We start from the raw sequence: 24,776 nt of genomic DNA, 5'->3' as shown, positions 1-24,776 counted from the left end.
CGAGGTGATGATCGTGAAAAAGTTTCCCGAAGGGTTCCTCTGGGGAGTTGCGACGGCTTCCTACCAGATCGAAGGCTCTCCCCTTGCAGACGGAGCAGGTATGTCCATCTGGCACACCTTCTCCCATACACCCGGAAACGTGAAAAACGGTGACACTGGAGATGTGGCCTGCGATCACTACAACAGATGGAAAGAGGACATCGAGATCATCGAAAAAATCGGTGCAAAGGCCTACAGATTCTCCATCAGCTGGCCAAGGATCCTTCCGGAAGGAACGGGAAAAGTGAACCAGAAAGGTCTGGACTTCTACAACAGGATCATAGACACCCTCCTGGAGAAGAACATAACACCATTTATAACCATCTACCACTGGGACCTTCCCTTTTCTCTGCAGTTGAAGGGTGGCTGGGCAAATCGGGACATAGCCGACTGGTTCGCAGAGTACTCAAGGGTTCTCTTTGAAAACTTCGGTGACCGCGTCAAACACTGGATCACTTTGAACGAACCCTGGGTCGTCGCTATAGTGGGACATCTGTACGGAGTCCATGCCCCTGGGATGAAAGACATCTACGTAGCATTCCATACGGTTCACAACCTCTTGAGAGCGCACGCAAAATCCGTGAAGGTGTTCAGAGAAACGGTGAAAGACGGAAAGATAGGGATTGTTTTCAACAACGGATACTTCGAACCTGCAAGTGAGAGAGAAGAAGATATCAGAGCCGCCAGATTCATGCATCAGTTCAACAACTACCCGCTCTTTTTGAACCCCATCTACAGGGGAGAATACCCGGATCTTGTCCTGGAATTTGCAAGAGAGTACCTCCCCAGAAACTATGAGGATGACATGGAAGAGATAAAACAGGAGATCGACTTCGTTGGGCTGAACTACTATTCAGGTCACATGGTGAAATACGATCCGAACTCACCGGCCAGGGTGTCCTTCGTCGAAAGAAACCTTCCCAAAACCGCCATGGGATGGGAGATCGTTCCTGAGGGTATCTACTGGATTCTCAAAGGTGTCAAAGAAGAGTACAACCCACAGGAGGTGTACATCACAGAAAACGGAGCTGCATTCGACGACGTGGTGAGTGAGGACGGAAAAGTTCACGATCAAAACAGGATAGATTATCTGAGAGACCACATCGAACAGGTCTGGAGAGCAATCCAGGATGGGGTCCCACTGAAGGGTTACTTCGTGTGGTCACTCCTTGATAACTTCGAATGGGCGGAGGGATATTCGAAGAGATTCGGTATAGTGTACGTGGACTACAACACACAGAAGAGGATCATAAAAGACAGTGGATACTGGTACTCGAATGTGATCAAAAACAACGGACTAACAGATTGAAAAGGGCGGAGCAATCCGCCCTTTCTTTTTGATACCTCATTTTCCTTCCTATCTGTCCATCCCGGGCGATTATCCCCGATTATTTTCATTTAACGAAAAAAATCTCCTGTTTTCTCCCGATATCTCGTTTGCATTGAAACTATGAGTCTGGCAAAATATCTATTAGGTTAATTTGATTATACCGTCAGTTAACTCAACCACACCACTGAAGGAGGGATATTTCAATGAGAAAGTGTTTGGTTCTGTTTCTTTTGATTCTAACTGCTGTTTTATTTGCTACTTCTTGGCATGACGTTGTATTGTATGAAATCATGATAGACAGATTCTACGACGGTGATCCTATGAACAATGATCAAGGTTATGGTGAGTATGATCCAAGTAATCCATCAAAATATAGCGGAGGAGATTTGAAAGGGATAATAGAGAAATTAGATTACATAAAGGGGCTAGGGGTCGATGGAATTTGGATCACCCCACCAGTTGCTAACCAATGGTGGGATCCATGGGTAAATTATGGAGGTTACCATGGATACTGGGCTAGAAATTTTAAAGAAGTAGATGAACATTTTGGAGATCTTGAAACGTACAAGAGTCTTTCAGAAGAGCTTAAAAGAAGGGGAATGGTCCTTATTCAGGATATAGTTGTAAACCATGTTGGGAATTATTTCCGATTTAAAGATGGAAAGTTTGAACTCAACAAGGATAGTATTCCTACTTCTGCACCAACACAGTTTCCATTCAATATGAATAACTACAACGATCCAGAACAGAGAGAAATGAATGTTTACCACTGGACACCTGACATCACTAATTACAGTGATCTTCATCAGAAACTGTACTATCAACTTTCTGGCCTGGATGATTTAAACACCGAAAACCCTCTGGTTAGAGAAGCACTGAAAGACTCTTACAACTTCTGGATAAGGGAAGTAGGAGTGGATGGTTTCAGAGTAGATACCGCTATGTATGTTCCTAAAGATTTTTGGGATGACTTCTTTAATGGTGAAAATGGCGTAATGAAGCAGAAAAGAAATTTCATCGCTTTCGGTGAAGCATGGCTTACTTCACCACCTTTGGATGATAGTGCAGAAAAAGAAATTGAGAGTTACTTTGAACATGGTTTCAACGCTATGCTTGATTTTCCACTTTGTGAAGAGATACGGCGGGTTTTAAAAGGTGGGAAACCCACTTCCTGGCTTGCTTATAGAATAGAAAGGCGTAACGAAACGCTCAGAAAAGGACTCTTGGTTACTTTCATCGACAATCACGATATGGAACGATTTATCAGAGGGACGGACGAAAAGACATTGAAAATGGCAATAGCTTTCCTAATGACCTTACCAGGAATACCAGTTATTTACTACGGGACAGAACAATCTTTCGAAGAAACACGTGCTTCTATGTTTGCGAGTGGATGGGGGTCAGGTGGTAGGGATCACTTTGAAAAAGGCTCAATGTATGAGTTTATAAAAAGCGCAATTGGATTTAGAAAGAACCATACAGCAACGAGATACGGAACTGTAAAGACAATTTTATCCAATAAAGAAGGAGCAGGTCTTTTGGTTTACAAAATCGAAGATGAACATGAAACATTGATTGTTGTTATGAACACATCTAATGATGAAAGGATAAGGGTCTATTCCGACGCATTTCCTGAGGTGGAAGAAGTATTCTCAACAGGCCGGAAAGCACAGATGATTATTCAACAGGATTCCACTGTCTTTCGAGTTCCTCCAAAAAGTTTGACGGTCTATAAAGTTCTATCTGAAACGTCTGGAAAACAACCACCGGATCTTAATCTTAAGCTAAACGCTGAAGTAAATGTCGGAAAAGAGAAAGTTATCATTTCTGGTGAAACGAATGGTAAGAAGATTTTTGCATACGTAGATGGTATGTATCGAGCCATCGGAGACAAAATAAAACTTGAAAGTGGGAAGTTCAGTTATACATTGGATCCCTATAGAATAGGCCCAGGAAAACACTTTGTTGTTTTAAAAGTTTACGGATCAACTCCGAGGGAAGTTCTTTATTCTAAAGAACTCTGGTTTGAAGTGTCAATACCTATTGAAAAATTGTCAGAGGTGACAGACCCTCTTAATGATGATTATGGTCCCTTCGGAAAGTATGAATATCCAACGGACATAACCTTCAAACGTCAGATGGACATAGTTGCTGCAAAAGTTGAACGCATGGGCCCCAATTTGATTCTCTGGATAAAACCAAGAGAAATTACCACAAGTTGGAATCCTCCCTTTGGGTTTGATCATGTGAGTTTTCAGATTTTTCTTGATGATCCTAGAAAAGATGGTAAAAGCATCCTGCCGTTTCAGAATTACGTTATAGAAGATTGGGATTATGAAATTTTCATTACGGGCTGGAGCTCCGCTATTTTCTCTTCAAAGGGAGCAGATGAAAGGAAATTTGGTACACAACTTGGTTCTCCCGAAGTCTTGACAACGGATGGATGGATAAAGATCGTTGTAAAAGGTGAATGGCTTGGTTTCCCAGAAGAATTCACTGGTTGGAAAATCTACATTACAACATGGGACTATGATGGTGTTGAAAACAGGTTCAGGCCTCTTGAAGAAGAACCAAAAGCTTATATATTTGGAGGTGGAAAAGAGACAGATCCATACGTGATGGATGATCTCTGGATTAAAATCGAAAAATAGCATTATCCTTATCAAAAGGAGGTGTTCTTATCATGAGAAAGTTTCTTGCTCTGCTTCTTGCTGTTCTTCTGGTTGGTGGTCTCTTCGCCGTGAAGATCACCATGACATCTGGAGGGGTCGGAAAAGAACTTGAGGTTTTGAAGAAGCAGATCGAGATGTTCCAGCAGCAGTATCCAGACATCGAAGTAGAGATCATACCCATGCCGGACAGTTCAACCGAAAGGCACGACCTCTATGTCACGTACTTCGCCGCCGGTGAGAGTGACCCGGATGTTCTCATGCTCGATGTGATCTGGCCGGCAGAGTTTGCACCGTTCCTCGAGGATCTGACGGCCGATAAAGACTACTTCGAACTCGGTGAGTTCCTCCCCGGAACGGTGATGGCTGCTACAGTCAACGGAAAGATCGTTGCAGTTCCATGGTTCACCGATGCGGGCCTTCTTTACTACAGAAAAGATCTTCTCGAAAAGTACGGCTACGATCATCCTCCAAGAACATGGGATGAACTCGTTGAGATGGCAAAGAAGATCTCTCAGGCCGAAGGTATTCACGGATTCGTCTGGCAGGGTGCAAGATACGAAGGGCTCGTGTGTGATTTCCTCGAGTACCTTTGGTCTTTTGGTGGAGACGTTCTGGACGAAAACGGAAACGTTGTGATCGATTCGCCACAGGCCGTCGATGCACTTCGATTCATGGTTGATCTCATCTACAAACACAAAGTCACGCCCGAGGGTGTCACCACCTACATGGAAGAAGACGCAAGAAGAATCTTCCAGAACGGAGAGGCAGTCTTCATGAGAAACTGGCCGTACGCGTGGTCCCTTGTGAACAGCGACGAATCTCCAATCAAAGGAAAGGTTGGAGTAGCACCTCTTCCGATGGGACCCGGCGGAAGAAGGGCGGCAACTCTCGGTGGCTGGATGCTTGGAATAAACAGCTTCTCTTCTCCTGAAGAGAAAGAAGCGGCAAAGAAACTCATAAAGTTCCTCACAAGTTATGAGCAGCAGCTCTACAAAGCAATAAACGCTGGTCAGAACCCAACAAGGAAAGCCGTCTACAAGGATCCAAGACTCAAAGAAGCAGCTCCATTCATGGTAGAACTCCTCAGCGTCTTCCTGAACGCTCTTCCAAGACCAAGAGTTGCAAACTACAGTGAAGTGTCCGATGTAATTCAGAGGTATGTGCACGCTGCTCTGACGAGGCAGACAACACCGGAAGAAGCGATAAAGAACATCGCAAAAGAGCTGAAGTTCTTACTCAGTCAGTAATGGATGCGAGGGGGCGCCCCCTCGCTTATCTTTAGAAGAAGCGAGGAGGAAAAAACATGGAGAAAAAAAGCGGCTGGACAGCGTTCTGGATGATACTGCCGACAATTCTCGTTGTATCGATAGTGGCATTTTTTCCTCTTTTCAAGACTTTTTACGACAGTTTCTACAGTTTCGGATTGAGGCCCGGCATAGAAAGGAAATTTGTGGGCCTTCAAAATTATTTCAGACTCTTTCAGGACACACGCTTTTTAATGGCATTGAAGAACACCATCTTTTTCACTGTCATTTCGGTGTCACTGGAGACTGTTCTTGGGGTTCTCATCGCCCTTGTTGTTCACCAGAAGTTCGCCCTGAGGGGTATGGTGAGGGCAGCGATGCTTGTTCCGTGGGCGATACCAACTGCCATTTCTTCTCAAATGTGGAGATGGATGTTTCATGATCAGTTCGGAATAATGTCAAGGCTCTGGGAAAAACTGGGGATAATAGATCCTGGAACTCCTATTCTTGGAACTCCGGGGCTTGCTATGTGGGCCATCATATTCGTTGACGTATGGAAAACCACACCTTTCATGGCTCTGCTGATACTCGCTGGGCTTCAGGTGATTCCTGAGGATATCTACGAAGCAGCGAGGATAGATGGCGCCAGTACGCTGCAGAGATTCTTCAGGATCACCCTTCCACTCATAACACCCACGATCGGGGTGGCTTTGATTTTCAGAACACTCGATGCACTGCGTGTGTTCGACGTCGTCTACATCATGACAAGGGGAGCGGTGAACACGGAAACCCTGGCCGTGTACAACAGACATGTTCTAATGGACAGGGCTTTCACCGGTGCGTGGTTTGGGTACGGTTCGGCGATCTCTGTGTTCATATTCGTTCTCATTTCGATCTTTGCAATCCTCTACATAAAGTCTCTGAGATTGAGACTCGATTGAGGAGGGAAAGAAATGAGCCGTTCCTTAACACAGAAGATACTTCTTTACGTTGCCGTTGCCTTCATTCTCGTGTGGTGTGTTTTTCCTCTCTACTGGGCTTTTGTTTCTTCGATAAAACCGGATCAGGATCTTTTCGAAAAGAACCCCTCTCTTTTCCCAAAGAGAGTCACCTTTGAAAATTATGTGAAGGTCTTCAAGGAAAGACCGTTCCACATAAACATCAAAAACAGTATCATAGTGGCAGGGATAACCACGGGTTTGGCATTGGTTGTAGGGGCGCTTGCCGGATACGCAATCGCAAGACTCAAGTTCAGAGGAAAGGTCATCGTGATGTCGTTGATTCTTGCGGTGAGCATGTTCCCGCAGGTTTCGATCCTCGGTTCTCTCTTTCTGATCTTGAGGAGCATGAAACTGATAAACACCTACACAGGTCTCATCATACCCTACACCGCCATGAACCTTCCTCTGACGGTCTGGGTACTTCAGAGTTTCTTCAGAGAACTTCCTAAAGAAGTTGAGGAATCTGCCTTCATCGATGGTGCTTCAAAACTGAGAACACTTTGGTCCATCGTTCTTCCCATGTCGGCACCGGGACTTGTGGCAACGGGTCTTTTGACCTTCATTGCAGCTTGGAACGAGTTCCTCTTTGCACTCACCTTCATGCAAAAGCCGAGTCTGTACACCGTCCCTGTTGCAGTTGCCCTCTTCAAAGGAGCATCTCAGTACGAAATACCCTGGGGGCAACTCATGGCAGCTGCTGTCATAGTCACACTTCCCCTTGTCATCCTCGTTCTGATATTCCAGAACAGGATCATAGCGGGATTGAGTGCCGGAGCGGTGAAGGGCTAATAACCAATCATTTTTGGTGATTATTTACTTTTACAGCAAATTATTTCCGATTATGGTACGGAATCTCCTTCTATCTTCTTTTTTCTTGTCAAAAAGTAATTTGAAGAAAAAGGACCCCATGTGCGATAATATAGCAGGAGTTAATTTGATTCCGTTGGAAATTAATAACCTGTGTTGTTCTTTTACTGAAAAAAAGACAATTTCCTAAAACAGCATAATTCTACGTTAAATTTAAATTACACTCTCTGTTGAGGAGGTGTTTTCATGAAGAAGGGACTGGTTTTTCTGGGACTGTTTCTTGCGCTCTCCGTGTTCGTCTTTGCAGAAGACATCACCATTCTTCTTGCTCCTAAATCTCTCAACAATCCATACTGGTTTGCAGTTGAAAACGGGATGAGAGACGCGGCAGAGAAACTGGGGATCAAAGCAATCTTCGACGCACCCGTTGAAGCAGACGCTGCGAAGCAGGCAGAAAAGATCCTGAGTTACATTGTGAAAGGTGTCGACGGAATAGGTATCTCTCCAAACGACCCAGAAGCGATAAAAGTGGTGGTTAAAAGGGCACTCGACAAGGGAATACCGGTGATCATGTTCGATTCTGATTCACCAGACAGTGGAAGGTACGTGTACATAGGAACCAACAACTACAATGCAGGATACGAGGCTGGAAAGTTGATGGCACAGCTTATCGAAAAGTACAAGCCCGAGAAAAAGACCATCAAACTTGCCATACTCACCGGTGGTCTTGCGGCCCTCAACCTGAACGAGAGAATCAGAGGATTCAGAGACGCCCTCGAAGAATACTCCAAACAGAGTGGAAGAGAGATCGTCTATGTGGCTGACCCGTTCCCGTGTGACGACGATTCAGCAAAGGCTATTCAGATCATCAGGGACGTGACCAGGAAATACACAGACCTCGATGGTTGGTTCATGTCCGGTGGATGGCCTCTCTTTGCTCCAAAAGAAACCGTGATCTCCGCTCTTGGCGGTCCCGAAAGAATGAAAGATCTGCTGGTGGTTGGCTTTGATACTCTGCTTCCAGAACTTGAACTCGTCAAAGCTGGTGCTGTCAAAGGTCTTGTTGGTCAGAGACCTTATGACATGGGTTACCTCTCCGTTCTTGTTCTCTACAACATGGTAAAAGTTGGTGTAGAAAACACATTGAAGATACTCCCGAAAGTTGTCAGAGAAGATGGAACAGTTGACTATATCATCGACACAGGAGTGGACGTTGTAACAGAAGAAAACGTTGATCAATTTTACGAATACGCAAAGAAGATCTATTCTAAGCGCTGATAATGTAGAATCAACGAAGAAGGGGGGTTAAACCCCCCTTCATTAAAGAATAAAGACAAGGGAGGCGTGGTCGAGTTGTGGAAGAGGTTGTTCAAGGCTAAAGAAGCGGGAATATTTTTGATACTGGTAGCGATCGTGATATTTTTGGGGATAACGACGAGAGAATTTTTGACAGTGGAGAACATATTCACGGTGATACTGAACGTATCGTTCATAGCGATCATGTCATTTGGGATGACGATGGTGATCATCACAGCCGGGATAGATCTTTCGGTTGGGTCGGTACTGGGTGTAGCAAGCGTGGTGATGGGGCTTTTGATGAATGAAAGAGGGTTATCACCCTTCTGGAGTGTAGTTTTGGGGCTTTTAGTTGGTGTTGGATTTGGGCTTGCAAACGGTTTTTTGATCACAAAGGCAAAACTTGCACCGTTCATCAGCACACTTGGTATGCTCAGTGTAGGAAGGGGTCTTGCATACGTGTTGAGTGGTGGCTGGCCCATATCACCGTTTCCTGAGAGTTTCACGGTACACGGTCAGGGGATGGTAGGGCCCGTACCGGTTCCGGTGATCTACATGGCAGTGATAGGTGTGATCAGCCACATATTTTTGAAGTACACCGTGACGGGGCGGAGGATCTATGCGATAGGTGGGAACGAAGAGGCGTCCAGGCTGGTTGGGATCAAGACGGACAGGATACTGATCATGGTGTACACGATAAACGGCTTTTTGGCGGCATTTGCAGGTTTTCTATTGACGGCATGGCTTGGTGTGGCACAGCCCAATGCGGGTCAGGGATACGAACTTGACGTGATAGCGGCGACGGTGATAGGAGGAACGAGTTTGTCTGGTGGTGAAGGGACGATACTGGGGGCGTTTTTGGGAGCGGTGATAATGGGGGTATTGAGGAACGGGATGATACTGCTTGGTGTATCGTCGTTCTGGCAGCAAGTAGTGATAGGGATAGTGATCATCATAGCGATAGCGATAGACCAGATCAGGAGGGCGAAAGAGAGATGAAGCCCATACTCGAGGTAAGGGGGATACACAAAAGATTCCCCGGGGTACATGCACTCAAGGGAGTGAGTATAGAATTTTATCCGGGGGAGGTACATGCGATAGTAGGAGAGAACGGAGCGGGAAAGAGTACGTTGATGAAGATCATAGCAGGGGTGTATGAACCCGATGAAGGGGAGATCATATACGACGGCAGAAGTGTGAGGTGGAGTCATCCGAGTGAAGCGATAAAAGCGGGGATAGTGACGGTGTTTCAGGAGTTGTCGGTAATGGACAATCTGTCCGTGGCGGAGAACATGTTCATGGGAGATGAAGAGAAGAGAGGGATATTTGTAGACTACAAGAAAATGTACAGGGAGACGGAAAGATTCATGAGAGAAGAATTTGGCATAGAGATAGATCCTGAGGAGAAACTGGGGAGATACTCCATAGCGATCCAGCAGATGGTGGAGATAGCGAGGGCAGTTTACAAGAAGGCGAAAGTACTCATACTGGACGAGCCCACATCATCCCTCACACAGAAAGAGACAGAGAAACTCTTCGAGGTGGTGAAGAAACTCAAGGAGAAGGGAGTTGCGATACTCTTCATATCTCACAGACTGGAGGAGATCTTCGAGATATGTGACAGGGTGAGCGTTCTGAGGGATGGAGAGTACATAGGAACAGACAGGATAGAGAACCTGACGAAAGAAAAGATCGTGGAGATGATGGTGGGAAGAAAACTGGAGAAATTCTACATAAAAGAAGAACACGAGCCCGGGGAAGTGGTACTGGAAGTGAAGAACCTTTCTGGAGATGGCTTTGAGAACGTGTCGTTCAGTTTGAGAAAAGGAGAAATCCTTGGATTTGCAGGACTTGTTGGTGCAGGAAGGACAGAGTTGATGGAAACGATATTTGGCTTCAGGCCGAAGAAAAGTGGGGAGATATACATAGAAGGAAAGAAAGTTGAGATAAACCATCCACTGGATGCGATAGAACATGGTATGGGACTTGTACCGGAGGACAGAAAAAGACTTGGGCTCATACTCATCATGAGCATCATGCACAACGTATCGCTTCCAAGCCTTGACAGAATAAAGAAAGGACCGTTCATATCGTTCAGAAAAGAAAAAGAACTGGCAAAGTGGGCGATAGAAACGTTCGACATAAGGCCACCCTATCCAGACAGGAAAGTTCTGTACCTTTCTGGAGGAAACCAGCAGAAAGTTGTTCTGGCAAAATGGCTTGCTTTGAAACCAAAGGTTCTCATACTGGATGAACCAACACGGGGAATAGACGTTGGAGCAAAGGCAGAAATATACAGGATCATGTCGCATCTTGCAAAAGAGGGAGTTGGAGTCATCATGATCTCCTCAGAACTTCCAGAGGTTCTTCAAATGAGTGACAGAATAGCCGTTATGAGCTTTGGAAAACTCGCTGGTATCATCGATGCCAAAGAGGCTTCCCAGGAAAAGGTTATGAAACTCGCAGCTGGTTTGAGTGGGTGAAGGAGGTTCAGAAATTGCAGAACATGGAAATATACTCTCTGAAGCAGACGAGGACCATCAACAAATTGAGGGTTCTCAACACGATCAGGTTTGAGCCCGGGATCACTCGAAACATGATCTCAGAAAAAACAGGGCTCGATCCCAGCACCGTCACAAAACTCGTGAACGAGATGAAGAGAAAGAAGATGATCTACGAGAAGGGAATTCTCCCCTCTAAACTTGGAAGACACTCCAAAAGACTTTATGTGAACAAAGAGTTTTCTAAAGCGATAGTGGTCGATCTTGGTGTGACACACTCTCTGGTTGGGCTTTCCTTCTTCGATGGTTCTGTAGAGGTCATCGATGAATTCGATACACCGGACACACCAGAGGAATGCTTCAGAGTCCTGACGGAGAGGGTTTCCAGGTTTCCCGGTGTGTTTCCTCTCATCGTGATAGGCGTTCCTGGTTCTGTCGATAAGACCCACAAAAAGCTGGCGTTCGCTCCGAACCTGAACAGATGGCGAGACGTCGATGTAGAGAAGTACTTCAAGGTGTTCGAAGTCTATCTGGAAAACGATGCAAACCTTGCAGCCCTCGCAGAAACGATGAAAAACAAACACTTCGGAGATCGAAAGAACATAGTGTACATCCTTGTGAGGGAAGGAATAGGTGGAGGAATCATCATTGAAGGAAGGTTGTACAAAGGATCGTTCAACGCAGCCGGAGAGATCGGTCACATGAAGATGTACGACAGAGGGCCCTGTTTCTGTGGAAGAGTGGGGTGCTGGGAGGCAAACACCTCCATATCCCACTGTGTGCATCAGTACGAAAAGGAAAAAGCCCTTCCTGGAAAGACCATGTACGAGAAATTCGAGGCTTTGTGCAGCCTGTACGAAAAGGATGACCTCGCAAAGAAGATCCTGGACGAGTTCACAACCATCCTGATAGATGGAATTGTGAATCTTGTGAACATTTTAAGTCCAGAAATCGTGATCGTTGGAGGAGAAGGAGTGTTTCTCCCTGATAGTGTTTTCGAGAAAATTGTCTCGGAGACAAAAAGACAGGTTCATCCTATGAACAAAGAGGTGTCCGTTGAGAAAGGAAGTCTTTCGAACAAAGAAGTGGTCCTGGTTGGAACTTCGATTCTTTCATCCATGATGATAAGTGAAAGACTGGTGTGAAAGAAAGAGGGGGAACTCCCCCTCATTTCTCTTCGAAGATCCTTATCTTTCCGTCTCCACAGGGAATCAGGAGTTGACTGCCCACTTTCACAAAATGTCCCACCTTTTGATCCGATACCTTCAGTTTGGTTTTCAAAGTCAGTTCCGGAAAATCGAAAACATAAAGGTTTCCGTTCCATGTCCCAACAAAAAGATTTTCTTCGCTGAAAAGCAAAGAAGATACGGCCTCACCCAGGGAGATCTCCCTCACCTTTGAACCAGTGCTTAAACTCCAGAGCACGATCTTTCCGTCTTCACCACCGGATACAAGGTAATCTTCCGCAAACTTCACAGCGTTCACGTTTCCGCTGTGGGCATCAAAGGAAAACACCTTTTCACCCGTTTCCTTTGAAAGGACCTCCACATATCCTGTTTTTCCCTTTGGATCAGAATAAGACACTCCAAAGGCAACGAACTTTTCGTTCATATCGATGGTTTGAACGATCTCGTGTTCTGTATCTTTTCTCCATATCTCGTTGAAGGAAGGATAATCAAACAGTGCAACACTCCCATCATAGAATCCAACAGCAACTTTTCCTTCGAAGAGGGATAGATCCATGGTACTGGTTGTTCCAACCTTCACTCTCTTGATCAGTTTTCCGTTTTCCAGACTGTACATCTTGATTGTGTTACTGTCCAGACAGGAAATGATGGTGTTTTCAACTATCAGAAGTTTTCTCACACTTGCAAGCGCTTTGATTCTGTGTGTTACCCTTCCCTTCTCCACATCCCAGACGAGTATCTCTCTATCGTCGCCACCACTGACCAGTGTTTTTCCATCGTCTGAGATTGCCAGCGCATTCACCGAGAGTTTGTGTCCAAAGAGAGAGTACTTGAGTTCCAGTTGTGCATTCCAGACGTTCACAATGCCGTCCATACCATAGGTGACTATGGTGTCATCGTCCGATGAGACCAGAAGGACAAAGTTGTTGTGGGCGTTCACAGATTTTACCGTCTCTCCCTTTTCAACGTTCAGGATCACGGCCTTGTAGTCGTCTGTTACGAAAACAACCATATCGTTGCCGAGGAAATCAACATCGTTCACCGTTATGACATGGTCTTTTTGAAGAACGAGTCTTCCGCTTGAGGCGCCCCAGACCTTCACTGAATTTCCCCCGCATGTGGCTATGAGTTTGCCGCTTTCAGAGAAGACGATCTTCTTTATTCCCTCGGGATGAGCCTTGAGAGGGATAGAAAGAGATGGGTTCGAAAGATCTCTGATCACAGCAAGCCCGTTGGCCAGACCAACCACATACCTGTTTCCACTTGCGGCAATTTGAACAACTGAAGGACCGAATCTCTGAGAAGATATTTCTTTTCCGTCAGGGAAGGACCATATCCTCACCGTTCCATCGAAAGAGGCGCTGAAGATTTTTCCGTTTGAAACCGAAACAGAGGAAACTCCCTTCATATGACCTTCGAGCAAGTGAGATTCTCCCGTTTCAATGTTCGTGATGCCGACTGTTTTATCGTCTGAGGCGCTCACAACGAAACCATCGCTGTATACGACGCTGTTTACCCTGTTTTCATGGACTTTGAATGCCCTGTAATAGGATCCATCCCTGTAGACAACGATCTCACCGTTTCCTGTTCCAAGAACAAGGTAGCCATTTTCAAAAGTCATGGCGGAGACTTCACTGAACCCAAGGATCTTCTCCAGGCGGAAAGTCTGGGAAAAGAGAAGCACCGTTGCAAGAACCAGGATACCGAATACCAGTTTTTTCATCATGAATCAACCTCCTGAATTGAATCTCAAAGCCCCAGCATCTGCTGGGGCTTCCTGCGACATTTTATAATTTCCTTCATTCCCTGTACAGAACGTAGGCAGAAAGTGGTTCTAGTTCGATCGTTCCCTCAACGACTTCAATCACCTCTGTACCCGCCTTCTGCCCGTTCACAACGAGGTTCCACTTTCCTTCTGGAAGTTTATACGTGCTCTTCTCTGGATTTCCGTTGTAAATCACCACTATGTCTTTCCACGGATCTCCACCTGCGTGATCTTTGAGGATGAACGCAACGATCCTTCTTCCACCAGGCAGAAATTCCAGGTGCTTTTTGATCTCCTCCGCCGTTTTCAACCTGAAAGCAGGATGTTCCTTTCTGAGTTTTATGAGTCCCTTGTAATAGTTGAACACATCTATGAACTGACGCTTTCTTTCGTAGTCGAATCCGTTTATCGAGATGGGAGCGTTGTAGGAGTTGTCGTTGAAGTTCTTCGTCCTGCAGAAATCCTGCCCTCCATGGAGGAAAGCAACTCCCTGTGAGGTGAGTATTATGGCTCCGGAAAGCTTTTGAGCGTTCTTCAACTCTTCTTCGGTCCATTTTTTCCTTTTGTCTGCCTTTGCGGCAAGGTAGTTTTTGTCCCAGAGGGTGTGGTTGTCATGACAGGCAACGTAGTTGATGGTCTCTTCCGGATCTGAAGCAAAACTCTTTATGAGTTTTCCATCGTAGTTGATGCTTCCCACAACACCTCTTTTGATTTTGGTTTCCTTTCCGTATCCACCCATGGCGAATCCCTTGACACTTGGGTTGAACACAGAGCCCCTTATTGCATCTCTGAACTCATCGTTGAAGGCGGCCACGTGTGTGCCGGCAACATCGTTCTTTCCAAACCTGATGGGAGCACCCCAGCCTCCCCAGGGTTCACCGTACAGAATGATCGTTGGATCGATCTTGTGGAGAGCCTTTTCCACCTCAAGCATGGTCTTTTTGTCTATGAGACCCATCTGATCGAATCTGAAGCCGTCTATGTGGTATTCTTTCACCCAGTATGTAACTGTGTCCACGATGAATTTTCTCATCATGGGCCTTTCACTTGCGATTACGTTTCCACATCCACTTTCGTTCAGATATGCCCCTGTCTTGTCGATCCTGTAGAAGTAGTAGGGTACCGTCTGATCGAAAGCGGAGAGTTCTCCAATACCGTAAGTGTGAGGAAACACCATGTCCATGATCACACCTATGTCGTGTCTGTGCAGGGCTTTCACCATTTCTTTGACTTCTCTGATTCTCGCGTATGGATTCCTTGGATCTGTTGAGTACCTTCCCTCGGGTACCATGAAAAGGTAAGGATCGTAGCCCCAGTTGTAGTACTTTTCGAAGTCTTTGTCCAGTTCATCTCCCGTGTAGAAGTCGAAGAAGGGCAGTATGTGAACGTGTGTAACTCCAAGTTCCACAAGGTGTGAAAGGCCTGTTGTCACTCCTCCAGGTCCTTTTGTGCCTTCTTCTGTGAGTCCAAGGTAAAGGCCTCTGTTCTTCACTCCGGAGTTTTCAAAGCCAGTTATGTCCGCTATGTGAATTTCGTAGATTATGGCATCTTCATATCCTCCGATCTGTGGCCTTTTGTCGCTTTCCCAGCCTTCTGGATTCGTTTTGGAAAGATCCACTACAGCGCTCTTTTTGCTGTTTGCGTAAACTGCTTTGGAGTAAGGATCGACCGTTGTTCTCACCTTTCCATAACTTTCCAGTTGATAAAGATAGAAAACACCATCCAGATTTCCTTCCACCACCGCTTCCCACACACCGTTTCCTTTATAGTCCATATCCACTTCTTTGAACGGCTCTGTGTCATCTCCGCTTCTGAAAAGAAGCACCTTCGCCCATTTTGCAACGGGAGACCATACTCTAAAGATCGTTCTTTCCGGAGAGTAAATGGCTCCAAGTTCACCGTCGTAGTAGTAATCGTCCAGGATCTCCATCATGATGACCCTGGCAGGTTTGTATCCTTCTACGATCAGTTCCACATCTTTTCTGAGATCTTCTTCCTTCAGAGGCTCAGAGAGAACGACCCTCACGTAGTTTGTCACGTCCACATCCGTGGGATCTGCCTTCTCCACTCTTGAGATGGGTATCTCTTTTCCATCCACTGTGACTTTGAAGAGTCCTTTCTTCTTGGTATCAACGGGATTTGTCAGGTATGCTTCTATCACCTTGTTCGATCTTGCCTGTGCGAAGAAAATTCGTGGAGAAGTATCTGGCTTTTCGTAGAATATCTCTTCCACTCCCTGAAGGATCCACACTTCTGCTTTTCCGTCTTTTATCTCTATGAATCTGTCCTTCGCGACGTCTTTTGCCTGCCATTCGTTGAGTCTCACGATGATCCCCACCTTTGTAAGATCAAGAGGCAGTTTCACTATAGCAACTTTACCAAAATCGTCCTTACCCGTGAATTGGTAAGCTTTTCCTTCTTGAGAGACGGGCTCTACAGGCCATATCCAGAGGTTCCATCCGTCGTACTTTCCATCGTACCGATGGTAGTGAACTATTATGGTAGTTTCGGAAAAGATCAGTACAGCGAAAAGAAGAACAAGCAGGATCCAGAATCTGGTCTTCATGAAAGATCACCTCACCTTCAGAAGTTGACCTCACCGTAAAAATTCACGTAGATCTTTTTGTAAGCATTGTATATGACGCTGAGTCTTACCTTCGCTGCGTCGTTTCTGAGTTCTCCAAAGACGGAAATCCAGTCAGGATCATTTTCGAAGTTGTTGTAATCGCCGTACCTGTAGGAAAGCCCAAGAACGTACGTATCATCGAACACGTATCCAGCTCTCACAGTGTAGGTGTTGTTGTTCATGTTGTAATCTCCATAAAGTTCCAGATTGAAGATATCCAGACTGGCCTTCAGAAGACCTTTATCGTCGGTGGAGGTTTTCTCGTAATAGAGATAGTTCAGATCGTAGGCATCGGCATCGATTGAGAGATTCACGAAGTAGAGAACCGGATTGTCGAAAATCGTTCCTGCCCAGATGGTTGTCGTGGCACCAAGAAGATCAAAGGAGAAGGAGCCTAAAAGATTCACTTTTTCCATTCCAAGAAGGTAGTTGATACCAAAATACGCACCGAAGTTTTCTCCCGAAACACCAAGGAGGAATCTTTCTTTTGTGGCATCGGTGTCGAACCCCACATCCGCCATGATCTCGTACGAGAGAACGGAAATTCCAAGACCAAAACCAGTTTTCTGGAACCAGTCTTCGTAAGGTGTTCCCTCTCCCAGAATGGGTGTGTTGTAATGACCAAAAACCCTGAAACTGTCGCTTGTTACATCTACTTTTGCGCTTTCAAGCAAAGATCCGCCAGGGTTAAAACCAAGAGTTGCTTTCAGAAAATCGGTTTCCACACCGAGTACGAGTTCGTGGGAACTTTCAAGGGGCTTCAAAAAGGTATCTGTTGCATACTGGTAGGTAAGATCGATGGAGTACTTTCCAAAGAACGGTGTTTCACCGCCTGCTTTCTCCTCAAGGGGTTCTATCACCAGTTCTCCATCTTTCTCCACGAGCCTGAAGGCACCATTTTTCCCTCCAAAACCATCGGGCACATAGGAAGGAGCATAAGGATCCTCCTGCCAGACCTGGCTTCCTGCTATTGTGAACACGTACTTGTACTGGTAGGTTCCCGGGCTCAGTTGAATTTTTGCCACCCACAGGTCTCCTTTTCTTTCCATTGGATTTGCAGTTGTGCTCCAGTTGTTGAAGTTTCCGGCAACGTAGGCTTCGGAGGCTTCCGGTTTCTTCACGACAAAGACAACGTATCCATCTTCCACAGTGAGGCCTTCTTTGAGAGTGCTTTCCTGAACGACAGGTTCTTTTTCTTCGGTGATGCTCTCTTCCTCTTCAACAGGAGATTTCACCTTCAACTCTCCGTTCTCTTCGTAGACCTCGAAAACTCCGTTCTTTCCACCGAAACCATCGTCAACGAATGCAAACGCGTTCGGATCTGTGACCCACTCTTCTCCGTTGACGACAAACTTGTATTCGTAGATACCAGGTCTGAGTTCCAGTACTCCTTCCCACCAGCCGTCCTCTATTGGGTACATTTCTATCTCTTCTGCGTTCCAGTTGTTGAAGTTTCCGGCTATGGTTACAAACTCCGCATCGGGGTTGTAGTATCTGATTACCACAACGCCATCTTCAACGAAGATGGTGTCCTCCCTTTCCGGGTTGGGTTCATATTTCTTTTCCTCTCCCTTCTTCTGAGGACCAACTATGAAGAGTTTTCCGTCCTTTTCCACAAGTGTGAATATTCCATTGTAGCCCCCGAATCCGTCGTCCACGTATCCGGGAGCGTTCGGATCCTCTTTCCAAGTGGTTCCATCTATCACGTACTTGTACTGGTACGTTCCAGGTTCAAGTTCGAGTTCTGCTCTCCAGAGCCCGGGTTCAACTTCTTTCATCGGAAGAGCCGTTGGACTCCAGTTGTTGAAATTTCCGGCAAGATAAACCACTTTTGCACCTTCCCACTGGAAGGTGAAAACCACCTTGCCGTTTTCGACGAAGACATCAGAGAACGCGAAGATACTCATCATCAAAGCAACAAAAAGTAGGATCTTTTTCATGCCCCAAGCACCTCCTTACCACCATGTTGAAAATTCAAGGGTAACCTTTTTCTGAAACGTCGTTTTGCTTGAGAAATCTCCATCACCGAGGGCGATTTTGAACTCAGAATTTCCCTGGGATAACTTCAACTCGTAATAGGCTGTGTAATCCTTTGTGTAGAGTGTGTTCAAGTACTGCCATTTGGCGAAGAAGTTGATGTTCCCAAAGGATCTGGAAAGTTCTGCGTAGAAAACTTCTCCCATGGCCGTTGTGGAATCGTGAGCAGGCTTTCCAAACCTGTAGGAGACCTTTCCATTGAAGCCTATAAAAGTGAAGTTCTTTCCTACTTCCATTCCAAAATCGTCCCAGTTGAGGATATCGGAGTCAAACTTCGTTCCTTCTTTCCAGATCTTGAACCAGAGATCTTTTGTTGAGTATTCAAAACCGTACTTTGGTGTTCTTGACTTGAACCTGTAATCCATCCAGAGTTTGAAATCTCCCAGCGTTGTCCAGAGGTTTGCGAGTATCTCCCCTTTCAGGCTGTTGTCGTTCACGAAGTCACAGTAATCCAGACGCGTTTCGGATCCAACACCAGTTATCTTCACACCGTGTTTCCAGTCAACGGAGGAGATTCCCATCATGTAGAAGAAATTCTCTGCGCCCACTTTTTCCTCGTAACTCACGCCGACTTCTCCAAAGTATCTCAGGTTGGGCTCCCAGTTGAAATCAAAGTAAATGTCGTTGACCGAGGAATGTTTTCCTGCCATCATGCTGAAAGAAATATCAGAAAGATTGCCACGGTACTGAAGGTACTGAACATCGCCTGCGATCACTCCCCTGAATCCAGAGGATGTGACCTCAACACCGTTTCTCTGCTCTCCATCGTCGTCAAAGGTGTATATTCCCATCCAGTCTCCTGTAGAACCAAACAACCTGTTGTAATACGCCTTGAAGTCTATCAAGTCTGTATCGAGGTTTATGTATCCGGAGTCGAGTTTCAGATCTTTCGTTGTGAACTCGCCGGAGAGGTTGTTCCCCGAAAGATAGAGTTCTGTGTAGTTCGACCCGGTCTGATTTTCCAGATCGTAGGAATAGCCAACCTTCATGGATCCTGACGGGGAGAAGGAGAACGCATAACTCAAAATCAACACGCTGAAGATGAGTATCCAGAATTTTTTCATCTTTCTCACCTCACTCCACACGTGCTTGAAGCGTGCTTGTTCGTGGATCGTACTCTATGACGAGCGTTCCATCTTTGTCGGCGGTGAAGGTTGCGTCCATACCGTATCCAGCGTTGTAACTTGTCCCGTCGAACTGTTCTTCGTATGGTTTCCAGCCCTCGCTTCTTGCGATTTTGTATTTCACCGTTTCACCGGAAGAAATGGTGTATCCCGTGTTCAGTATGAACTTTCCATCTTGAAGGGTCATCTCTTCAGGTGCCCAGTTGTTGAAATCTCCAGCACAGTACCAGGGAGGTGTTTCTTTTTCTGAGTCTCCCACTCCTTTTGCCGTGTTGTTTTCCATCAGGTTCGGTGTTGCGTACACTGTAACGCTCTCTCCTACGAGTTGTTTCCACAGCGGAATCCCAGAAGAGGTCTTCACCACCTCTCCATTTTCGACGACCACGACCTGATACCACGCGATGTCATTTTCAAAGTTCAAAACGGAGGAGGGAAGCTCCAGGGTGTAAAAACCACCCTGAAGCGTCATTTTGTACTCTGGACTCGGTACTCCGTTTGAAAAGTCACCAACGACATAAACCCCATCTGGAAGCTTTATGTTGAGCAAAGTCATACATCCAGAAAGAAACACAATCAGCAAAAAAGCAGGAATCAACTTCTTCAAGATCTTCACCCCCTCAGTTTACATTGAGAAAGTACAAGTTTGTGAATGTATCAGAATCACCCCATTCATCGCTGTTATCACCAATAGTACTATCATCAGGAATGCTGTCCACAGCTGAACCATCTCCGCCTGTTACCCAGACGATCAAAGCCACATCCTGTTTTCCACCTATGGCACTCCATGGAATCGCTATCTCCATCGTCTGAAGACCGTCTGTTGTGTCCCCTGTGTGGGCAAACGTTCCGGAAACATCACTTATTGATTTGTAATCCCAGCCCGATCCAGTCCATATGCAGAAATTGTCGCTATCCAGGCCAGATCCTCCAATCCACCAGAAATAGATCTCGTAGTCCACAGCGTATCCAGCGTCGAAGTTTATCTTTCTTCCCCACGCATCGCTGTCTCCAGTGTAATAACCACCAGGTTTTGTATCGATTCCTATTCCGTATGCAATATTCCAAGATGCAGTGTTTTGAGTATCGAATCCTATGTAAAGATACGTTGCATCGTATGTCACATAGAGCTGGTACAGATCTGCTCCATTTCCTCCACCAGGATTTGTGCTTGTTGCAACGGGAGTTCCAAGATCACTCAAATCTCCATCTACGGTTATCGTAGCTGTGGGTTGTGGAGCGGGCTGTTCTTCACTTGGAGTAGGTTCTGTCTGATTTATCTCTTCTGTCACATTACCTTGGCTGTCACACACAACAAAGTTCACAACGGATGCTGGCTGTGTAAGCCCCCCATCCGATGTTGCGTCGTGATCAGGCTGGTTGGGATAGAAGTCTCCAACCCACTGTTTTCCTCCGCCTGTTCCACCGCTGATGGCAAAGACAGCCTTTACCTGATCGACCTGTTCAGTGATAGGTATTGAAAGCTCAACTATTGTAGAACCTGTTCCAAACTGCGCACTCACCTGATCTGTTATCTCTGTCAGCGTGCCGTCTTGCGCTACTCTCCAGACTTTGTAACTGTTATTTTGGGCTACTTCGACTATGATGTCTATGTCACCCTGAGAATTTTTGAACTCTCTCGTTGCCCCGTTCAGTCCTGTGTAAGAAACTTCCTGTGCTCCACTCACACCAACAAGGTCGATCAAAGCCAGAAATACGTTTTGATTGCCGTCACCACCAAGAACATATTCACCAGAAATGTACACATTTTCTCCATCGAACAAAAGCCCTGCCTTCAAGAGTTCGTTGTCTGCTCCCCACTTTGAATCGTCAGTGGGATCGGACTTTACTTTTTCTCCCCAGTCACTCAGATTCCCATCCACAGAAACCATTTCCTTAACAACGGGCGGTGTTCTCAGACATCCGTAGAGTAGAAACGAAACGACCAGAAGAACCAGAAGAAGTTTCTTCATTTTCGCACCTCCTCACTTTTGAAAATGTATCCCTTCATGGGGGAAACCTCGAAGTTTTCTCCTGAAGAAAAGAAATTGTTTTTTTCGCTCCAGGTGAAATTCTCGAAGTCCACCTCGAGGATCATGGTCATATCTTTTTCGAAACTGAAACTGTTTGGCCAGACCGGATCTGGATTCACGATGACGAGTAATTCTTCGTTGGAAGAGTATCTGTAAAACGCTATCAGATTTTTCCAGTCTCTGAAGATTCTCTGATCTCCATTCAAAATGGATTCATGTTCTTTTCGAAAACCCAGCATGAACTTGAAGAAGTTCAAAAGACTCTTAGGATCGTTCTCCTGTTCCTCAACTGAGAATCCATCGAACGGGTCATCGTACACACATCCATCGACATTTGCGTTTCCATATGTCACACCACGAGCATCGTATATTTCCCTGGTCCAGAAAGTCTGTCCCTCACCACTACCTTCTGCGTACCACTGCATGGGTTCTCTCAGGGGTTCATCGTAGATGGGACCGTACCACTTGAAACCCCTTGTTCCTATTTCCCCTCCATAGTAGATCACAGGAGATCCCTTCAATGTGAAAAGCAGAAAATACCACAAAGCCACGCGCTTTTTTATGAGTTCGTAGCCAGAAGCGTCGAACAAGTTGTATACATCCTGAACGTGTGAGAAAAAGCGGTTCAGATCGTGATTTTCCAGAAAAGGAAAAGAATTTTCAACCCAGTTGTTCTCCAGAAGACCATCTATTCCCTCGAGGTTGTTTCGTATTCCATACATGAGGGCGAAGTTGAAAACGGAAATGGGGTAAATCGAAAGATCAGATACGTTTCCACTGAATACCTCACCCACGATTATTGCATCGGGTTTTTTTGAAAGAACGTAATCTTTGAACCACTCAAAATACTCAGCAGATGCTACAACACCGTCATCCCACGACCATCCGTATATGTGCTTTGCAGCGTCTATTCTGAAACCGTCCACACCTTTGGATAGCCAAAAATCCACTATTTTTTTCACTTCATCTTTCACAGAAGTATTGTCGTGGTTCAAGTCGGGCATTGTGTAACCAAAAAGTCCAAAGTACCAGACTTTCTGACCCCTGGAATTCACCTTCCAGTGCCAGTGATCCTGACCGGAGTGGTCTTCAAGGCTCATGATGTAGTAGTTCCAGTATGGTGAATTCCTTGTATTCTCTACAGCGTCTCTGAACCAGGGATGCTGGTCGGAGGTGTGATTGATCACAAGATCCATGATGACTTTGATACCGTTTTTGTGGAGTTCTTGAACCATGTTTTCAAAATCTTCCATCGTTCCATAATCATCTTCAACATCGTAATAATCGACCACGTCGTAACCATGGTACGAAACAGATTCGTTGAAAGGCATGAACCAAACAGCGTCTATTCCTAGCTCTTTAAGGTAATCAATCTCTTGTATTACCCCATTGAAATCTCCTACGCCGTCACCGTCACTGTCGTAGAAAGATCTTATGAATATTTCATAAATTACCGGGTATTTAACAGAAGAACCGTTGGAAGAAATAGGGAAAAGACTAGTTGACTGAAATTGCTGGCCACTCGTTTGAACACAGGAGGAAATAAAGACGAAGATCGTCAAACACACTATAAGAAGAGATTTTCTCACAACAGCTCCTCCTTCTTGGCAAAACATTACAGTGTCAATAAATTAACACACTTCCGATCGTTTATATTAACTCTGAATTCACATCGTGTCAAGAGGGTTAACAAAAATTTGGCCGTTCTATCGAAAACCATGATACATTGCGTATTCGGAGAGACTCATCCTTATTAAGTACGGATTGACACAAATTGACACAATAAAAAATTGGTGTTAAAATCCTGGGTGGAACGTTGTATGAATTTCGTGATGGTGAAACTTTTATTAACAAAAGGAGGTGCGTACGGTGAAGAGGCTCTTTGTTCTGATGCTGGTTCTGGTGTCCGTTTTGATGTTAGCGCAGGTTAAACTCACCATCTGGTGCTCCGAAAAGCAAGTTGACATCCTTCAGAAACTCGGAGAAGAGTTCAAGGCAAAATACGGGGTTCCTGTCGAAGTTCAGTACGTTGATTTCGGTAGCATCAAGTCCAAGTTCCTGACCGCCGCTCCACAGGGACAGGGTGCAGACATCATCGTCGGTGCACACGACTGGGTTGGAGAACTCGCCGTCAACGGTTTGATAGAACCCATACCGAATTTTGCCGATCTGAAAAACTTCTACGAAACAGCCCTCAATGCCTTCTCCTACGGTGGAAAACTCTACGGTGTTCCCTATGCCATGGAAGCAGTTGCACTCATTTACAACAAAGACTACGTTCCCGAACCTCCTAAAACCATGGAGGAACTCATCTCACTTGCAAAGCAGATCGATGAGGAATACGGAGGAGAGGTCAGAGGCTTCATCTACGATGTTGCTAATTTCTACTTCTCCGCTCCGTTCATTTTGGGTTACGGTGGGTACGTGTTTAAACAGACAGGTGAAGGTCTGGATGTAACAGACATCGGTCTTGCGAACGAGGGAGCTATAAAGGGTGCCAGACTCATAAAGAGGATGATAGACGAAGGAATTCTCACACCGGGTGATAACTACGGAACGATGGATTCCATGTTCAAAGAAGGTCTTGCTGCCATGATCATCAACGGTCCATGGGCAGTAAAAGCTTACAAAGATGCTGGAATCAACTACGCAGTTGCACCCATACCAGAACTTGAGCCGGGTGTTCCTGCAAAACCGTTCGTCGGTGTTCAGGGATTCATGATCAACGCAAAATCTCCGAACAAACTGATCGCAATCGAATTTCTCACGAGCTTCATTGCAAAGAAAGACACCATGTACAAACTCTACCTTGCAGATCCTAGACTTCCTGCAAGAAAAGACGTTCTTGAACTTGTAAAAGACAATCCCGACGTAGTTGCGTTCACAGAGAGCGCATCTATGGGAGTGCCAATGCCAAATGTTCCGGAGATGGCACCTGTTTGGTCTGCTATGGGAGATGCCCTCAGCATCATAATAAACGACCAGGCTTCCGTTGAAGACGCCCTGAAGGAAGCAGTCGAGAAGATCAGAGCACAGATCGAAAAATAAGATGTCAACTCACAAGCAGTATAAAGAGGGGGATGCTCCCCCTCTTTTAAAAATCCAGGGAGGTCTGAG

17 protein-coding genes are annotated in these 24,776 nt (G+C 45.7%); 10 read left to right on the top strand and 7 right to left on the bottom strand.

The features are described from left to right. Window positions 1-7 precede the first annotated feature (7 nt). The 9 genes from TRQ7_RS05250 to TRQ7_RS05210 all read left to right on the top strand — a co-directional run bounded on the left by TRQ7_RS05250 (window position 8) and on the right by TRQ7_RS05210 (window position 12,035). Window positions 8-1,348, top strand: a complete 1,341-nt coding sequence (locus TRQ7_RS05250) for a GH1 family beta-glucosidase (protein WP_041844169.1) — start codon at window positions 8-10, stop codon at window positions 1,346-1,348. Between the two features lie 224 nt (window positions 1,349-1,572). Beyond that, on the top strand, window positions 1,573-4,020 hold the full coding sequence (locus tag TRQ7_RS05245) for an alpha-amylase family glycosyl hydrolase (RefSeq protein WP_038067137.1): 2,448 nt from the start codon (window positions 1,573-1,575) through the stop codon (window positions 4,018-4,020). Between the two features lie 32 nt (window positions 4,021-4,052). Then, window positions 4,053-5,288 carry an ABC transporter substrate-binding protein gene (locus tag TRQ7_RS05240; protein WP_041844168.1) on the top strand — a complete coding sequence of 412 codons (1,236 nt, stop codon included), beginning with the start codon at window positions 4,053-4,055 and terminating at the stop codon, window positions 5,286-5,288. A 56-nt stretch (window positions 5,289-5,344) separates the two neighbouring features. Then, on the top strand, window positions 5,345-6,226 hold the full coding sequence (locus tag TRQ7_RS05235) for a sugar ABC transporter permease (RefSeq protein ID WP_041844167.1): 882 nt from the start codon (window positions 5,345-5,347) through the stop codon (window positions 6,224-6,226). Window positions 6,227-6,238: 12 nt separating this feature from the next. Further along, window positions 6,239-7,075 (top strand): carbohydrate ABC transporter permease, encoded by an 837-nt coding sequence (locus TRQ7_RS05230; protein ID WP_041844166.1) that lies wholly within the window; start codon window positions 6,239-6,241, stop codon window positions 7,073-7,075. 264 nt (window positions 7,076-7,339) lie between these two features. After that, window positions 7,340-8,371 (top strand): sugar-binding protein, encoded by a 1,032-nt coding sequence (locus TRQ7_RS05225; protein ID WP_015919270.1) that lies wholly within the window; start codon window positions 7,340-7,342, stop codon window positions 8,369-8,371. Between the two features lie 75 nt (window positions 8,372-8,446). After that, entirely contained in the window at window positions 8,447-9,388 is a 942-nt protein-coding gene (locus tag TRQ7_RS05220) for an ABC transporter permease (RefSeq protein ID WP_041844165.1), read from the top strand. Beyond that, window positions 9,385-10,872, top strand: coding sequence for a sugar ABC transporter ATP-binding protein (locus TRQ7_RS05215; RefSeq protein ID WP_015919268.1), 1,488 nt, complete (start codon window positions 9,385-9,387; stop codon window positions 10,870-10,872). The genes TRQ7_RS05220 and TRQ7_RS05215 overlap by 4 nt, the downstream gene beginning before the upstream one ends. 23 nt (window positions 10,873-10,895) lie before the next feature. Continuing rightward, window positions 10,896-12,035 carry an ROK family transcriptional regulator gene (locus tag TRQ7_RS05210; protein WP_236681759.1) on the top strand — a complete coding sequence of 380 codons (1,140 nt, stop codon included), beginning with the start codon at window positions 10,896-10,898 and terminating at the stop codon, window positions 12,033-12,035. A gap of 22 nt (window positions 12,036-12,057) precedes the next feature. Here the strand turns inward: TRQ7_RS05210 and TRQ7_RS05205 are convergent, their stop codons facing one another. The 7 genes from TRQ7_RS05205 to TRQ7_RS05175 form a co-directional block, all read right to left on the bottom strand. Further along, window positions 12,058-13,803 carry a WD40 repeat domain-containing protein gene (locus TRQ7_RS05205; RefSeq protein WP_236681678.1) on the bottom strand — a complete coding sequence of 582 codons (1,746 nt, stop codon included), beginning with the start codon at window positions 13,801-13,803 and terminating at the stop codon, window positions 12,058-12,060. Between the two features lie 73 nt (window positions 13,804-13,876). Then, on the bottom strand, window positions 13,877-16,408 hold the full coding sequence (gene pulA / locus TRQ7_RS05200) for a type I pullulanase (RefSeq protein ID WP_041844164.1): 2,532 nt from the start codon (window positions 16,406-16,408) through the stop codon (window positions 13,877-13,879). Between the two features lie 17 nt (window positions 16,409-16,425). Further along, a complete protein-coding gene (locus TRQ7_RS05195; protein WP_041844163.1) occupies window positions 16,426-18,408 on the bottom strand; it encodes a glycoside hydrolase family 13 in 1,983 nt (660 codons plus the stop codon). 15 nt (window positions 18,409-18,423) lie between these two features. Then, window positions 18,424-19,569 (bottom strand): hypothetical protein, encoded by a 1,146-nt coding sequence (locus TRQ7_RS05190; RefSeq protein WP_041844162.1) that lies wholly within the window; start codon window positions 19,567-19,569, stop codon window positions 18,424-18,426. A gap of 10 nt (window positions 19,570-19,579) precedes the next feature. After that, window positions 19,580-20,233, bottom strand: coding sequence for a hypothetical protein (locus tag TRQ7_RS05185; RefSeq protein WP_041844161.1), 654 nt, complete (start codon window positions 20,231-20,233; stop codon window positions 19,580-19,582). 13 nt (window positions 20,234-20,246) lie between these two features. Next, the gene (locus tag TRQ7_RS05180) at window positions 20,247-21,599 is read right to left on the bottom strand and encodes a hypothetical protein (protein ID WP_041844160.1); all 1,353 of its coding nucleotides are present in this window, start codon (window positions 21,597-21,599) and stop codon (window positions 20,247-20,249) included. Further along, the gene (locus TRQ7_RS05175) at window positions 21,596-23,275 is read right to left on the bottom strand and encodes an alpha-amylase family glycosyl hydrolase (protein WP_144399091.1); all 1,680 of its coding nucleotides are present in this window, start codon (window positions 23,273-23,275) and stop codon (window positions 21,596-21,598) included. The genes TRQ7_RS05180 and TRQ7_RS05175 overlap by 4 nt, the downstream gene beginning before the upstream one ends. 253 nt (window positions 23,276-23,528) lie before the next feature. Between TRQ7_RS05175 and malE the strand changes: the two genes are divergently transcribed. Continuing rightward, window positions 23,529-24,707 (top strand): maltose/maltodextrin ABC transporter substrate-binding protein MalE, encoded by a 1,179-nt coding sequence (gene malE, locus TRQ7_RS05170; protein ID WP_041844158.1) that lies wholly within the window; start codon window positions 23,529-23,531, stop codon window positions 24,705-24,707. Window positions 24,708-24,776: the final 69 nt, after the last annotated feature.

It is taken from the genome of Thermotoga sp. RQ7, from assembly GCF_000832145.1.
GTDB classification, from domain to species: domain Bacteria; phylum Thermotogota; class Thermotogae; order Thermotogales; family Thermotogaceae; genus Thermotoga; species Thermotoga neapolitana.
Note: the sequence above shows the minus strand (reverse complement) of the source record. Positions and strands in the feature narration are given on the sequence as shown.

Excerpts from the sequence above, each read along its gene's own strand:
- TRQ7_RS05250 (WP_041844169.1), top strand. The coding sequence starts at position 8 with ATGATCGTGAAAAAGTTTCCCGAAGGGTTCCTCTGGGGAGTTGCGACG.
- TRQ7_RS05245 (WP_038067137.1), top strand. The coding sequence starts at position 1,573 with ATGAGAAAGTGTTTGGTTCTGTTTCTTTTGATTCTAACTGCTGTTTTA.
- TRQ7_RS05240 (WP_041844168.1), top strand. The coding sequence starts at position 4,053 with ATGAGAAAGTTTCTTGCTCTGCTTCTTGCTGTTCTTCTGGTTGGTGGT.
- TRQ7_RS05235 (WP_041844167.1), top strand. The coding sequence starts at position 5,345 with ATGGAGAAAAAAAGCGGCTGGACAGCGTTCTGGATGATACTGCCGACA.
- TRQ7_RS05230 (WP_041844166.1), top strand. The coding sequence starts at position 6,239 with ATGAGCCGTTCCTTAACACAGAAGATACTTCTTTACGTTGCCGTTGCC.
- TRQ7_RS05225 (WP_015919270.1), top strand. The coding sequence starts at position 7,340 with ATGAAGAAGGGACTGGTTTTTCTGGGACTGTTTCTTGCGCTCTCCGTG.
- TRQ7_RS05215 (WP_015919268.1), top strand. The coding sequence starts at position 9,385 with ATGAAGCCCATACTCGAGGTAAGGGGGATACACAAAAGATTCCCCGGG.
- TRQ7_RS05210 (WP_236681759.1), top strand. The coding sequence starts at position 10,896 with ATGGAAATATACTCTCTGAAGCAGACGAGGACCATCAACAAATTGAGG.
- TRQ7_RS05205 (WP_236681678.1), bottom strand. The coding sequence starts at position 13,803 with ATGATGAAAAAACTGGTATTCGGTATCCTGGTTCTTGCAACGGTGCTT.
- pulA (WP_041844164.1), bottom strand. The coding sequence starts at position 16,408 with ATGAAGACCAGATTCTGGATCCTGCTTGTTCTTCTTTTCGCTGTACTG.
- TRQ7_RS05195 (WP_041844163.1), bottom strand. The coding sequence starts at position 18,408 with ATGAAAAAGATCCTACTTTTTGTTGCTTTGATGATGAGTATCTTCGCG.
- TRQ7_RS05190 (WP_041844162.1), bottom strand. The coding sequence starts at position 19,569 with ATGAAAAAATTCTGGATACTCATCTTCAGCGTGTTGATTTTGAGTTAT.
- TRQ7_RS05180 (WP_041844160.1), bottom strand. The coding sequence starts at position 21,599 with ATGAAGAAACTTCTTCTGGTTCTTCTGGTCGTTTCGTTTCTACTCTAC.
- TRQ7_RS05175 (WP_144399091.1), bottom strand. The coding sequence starts at position 23,275 with ATGTTTTGCCAAGAAGGAGGAGCTGTTGTGAGAAAATCTCTTCTTATA.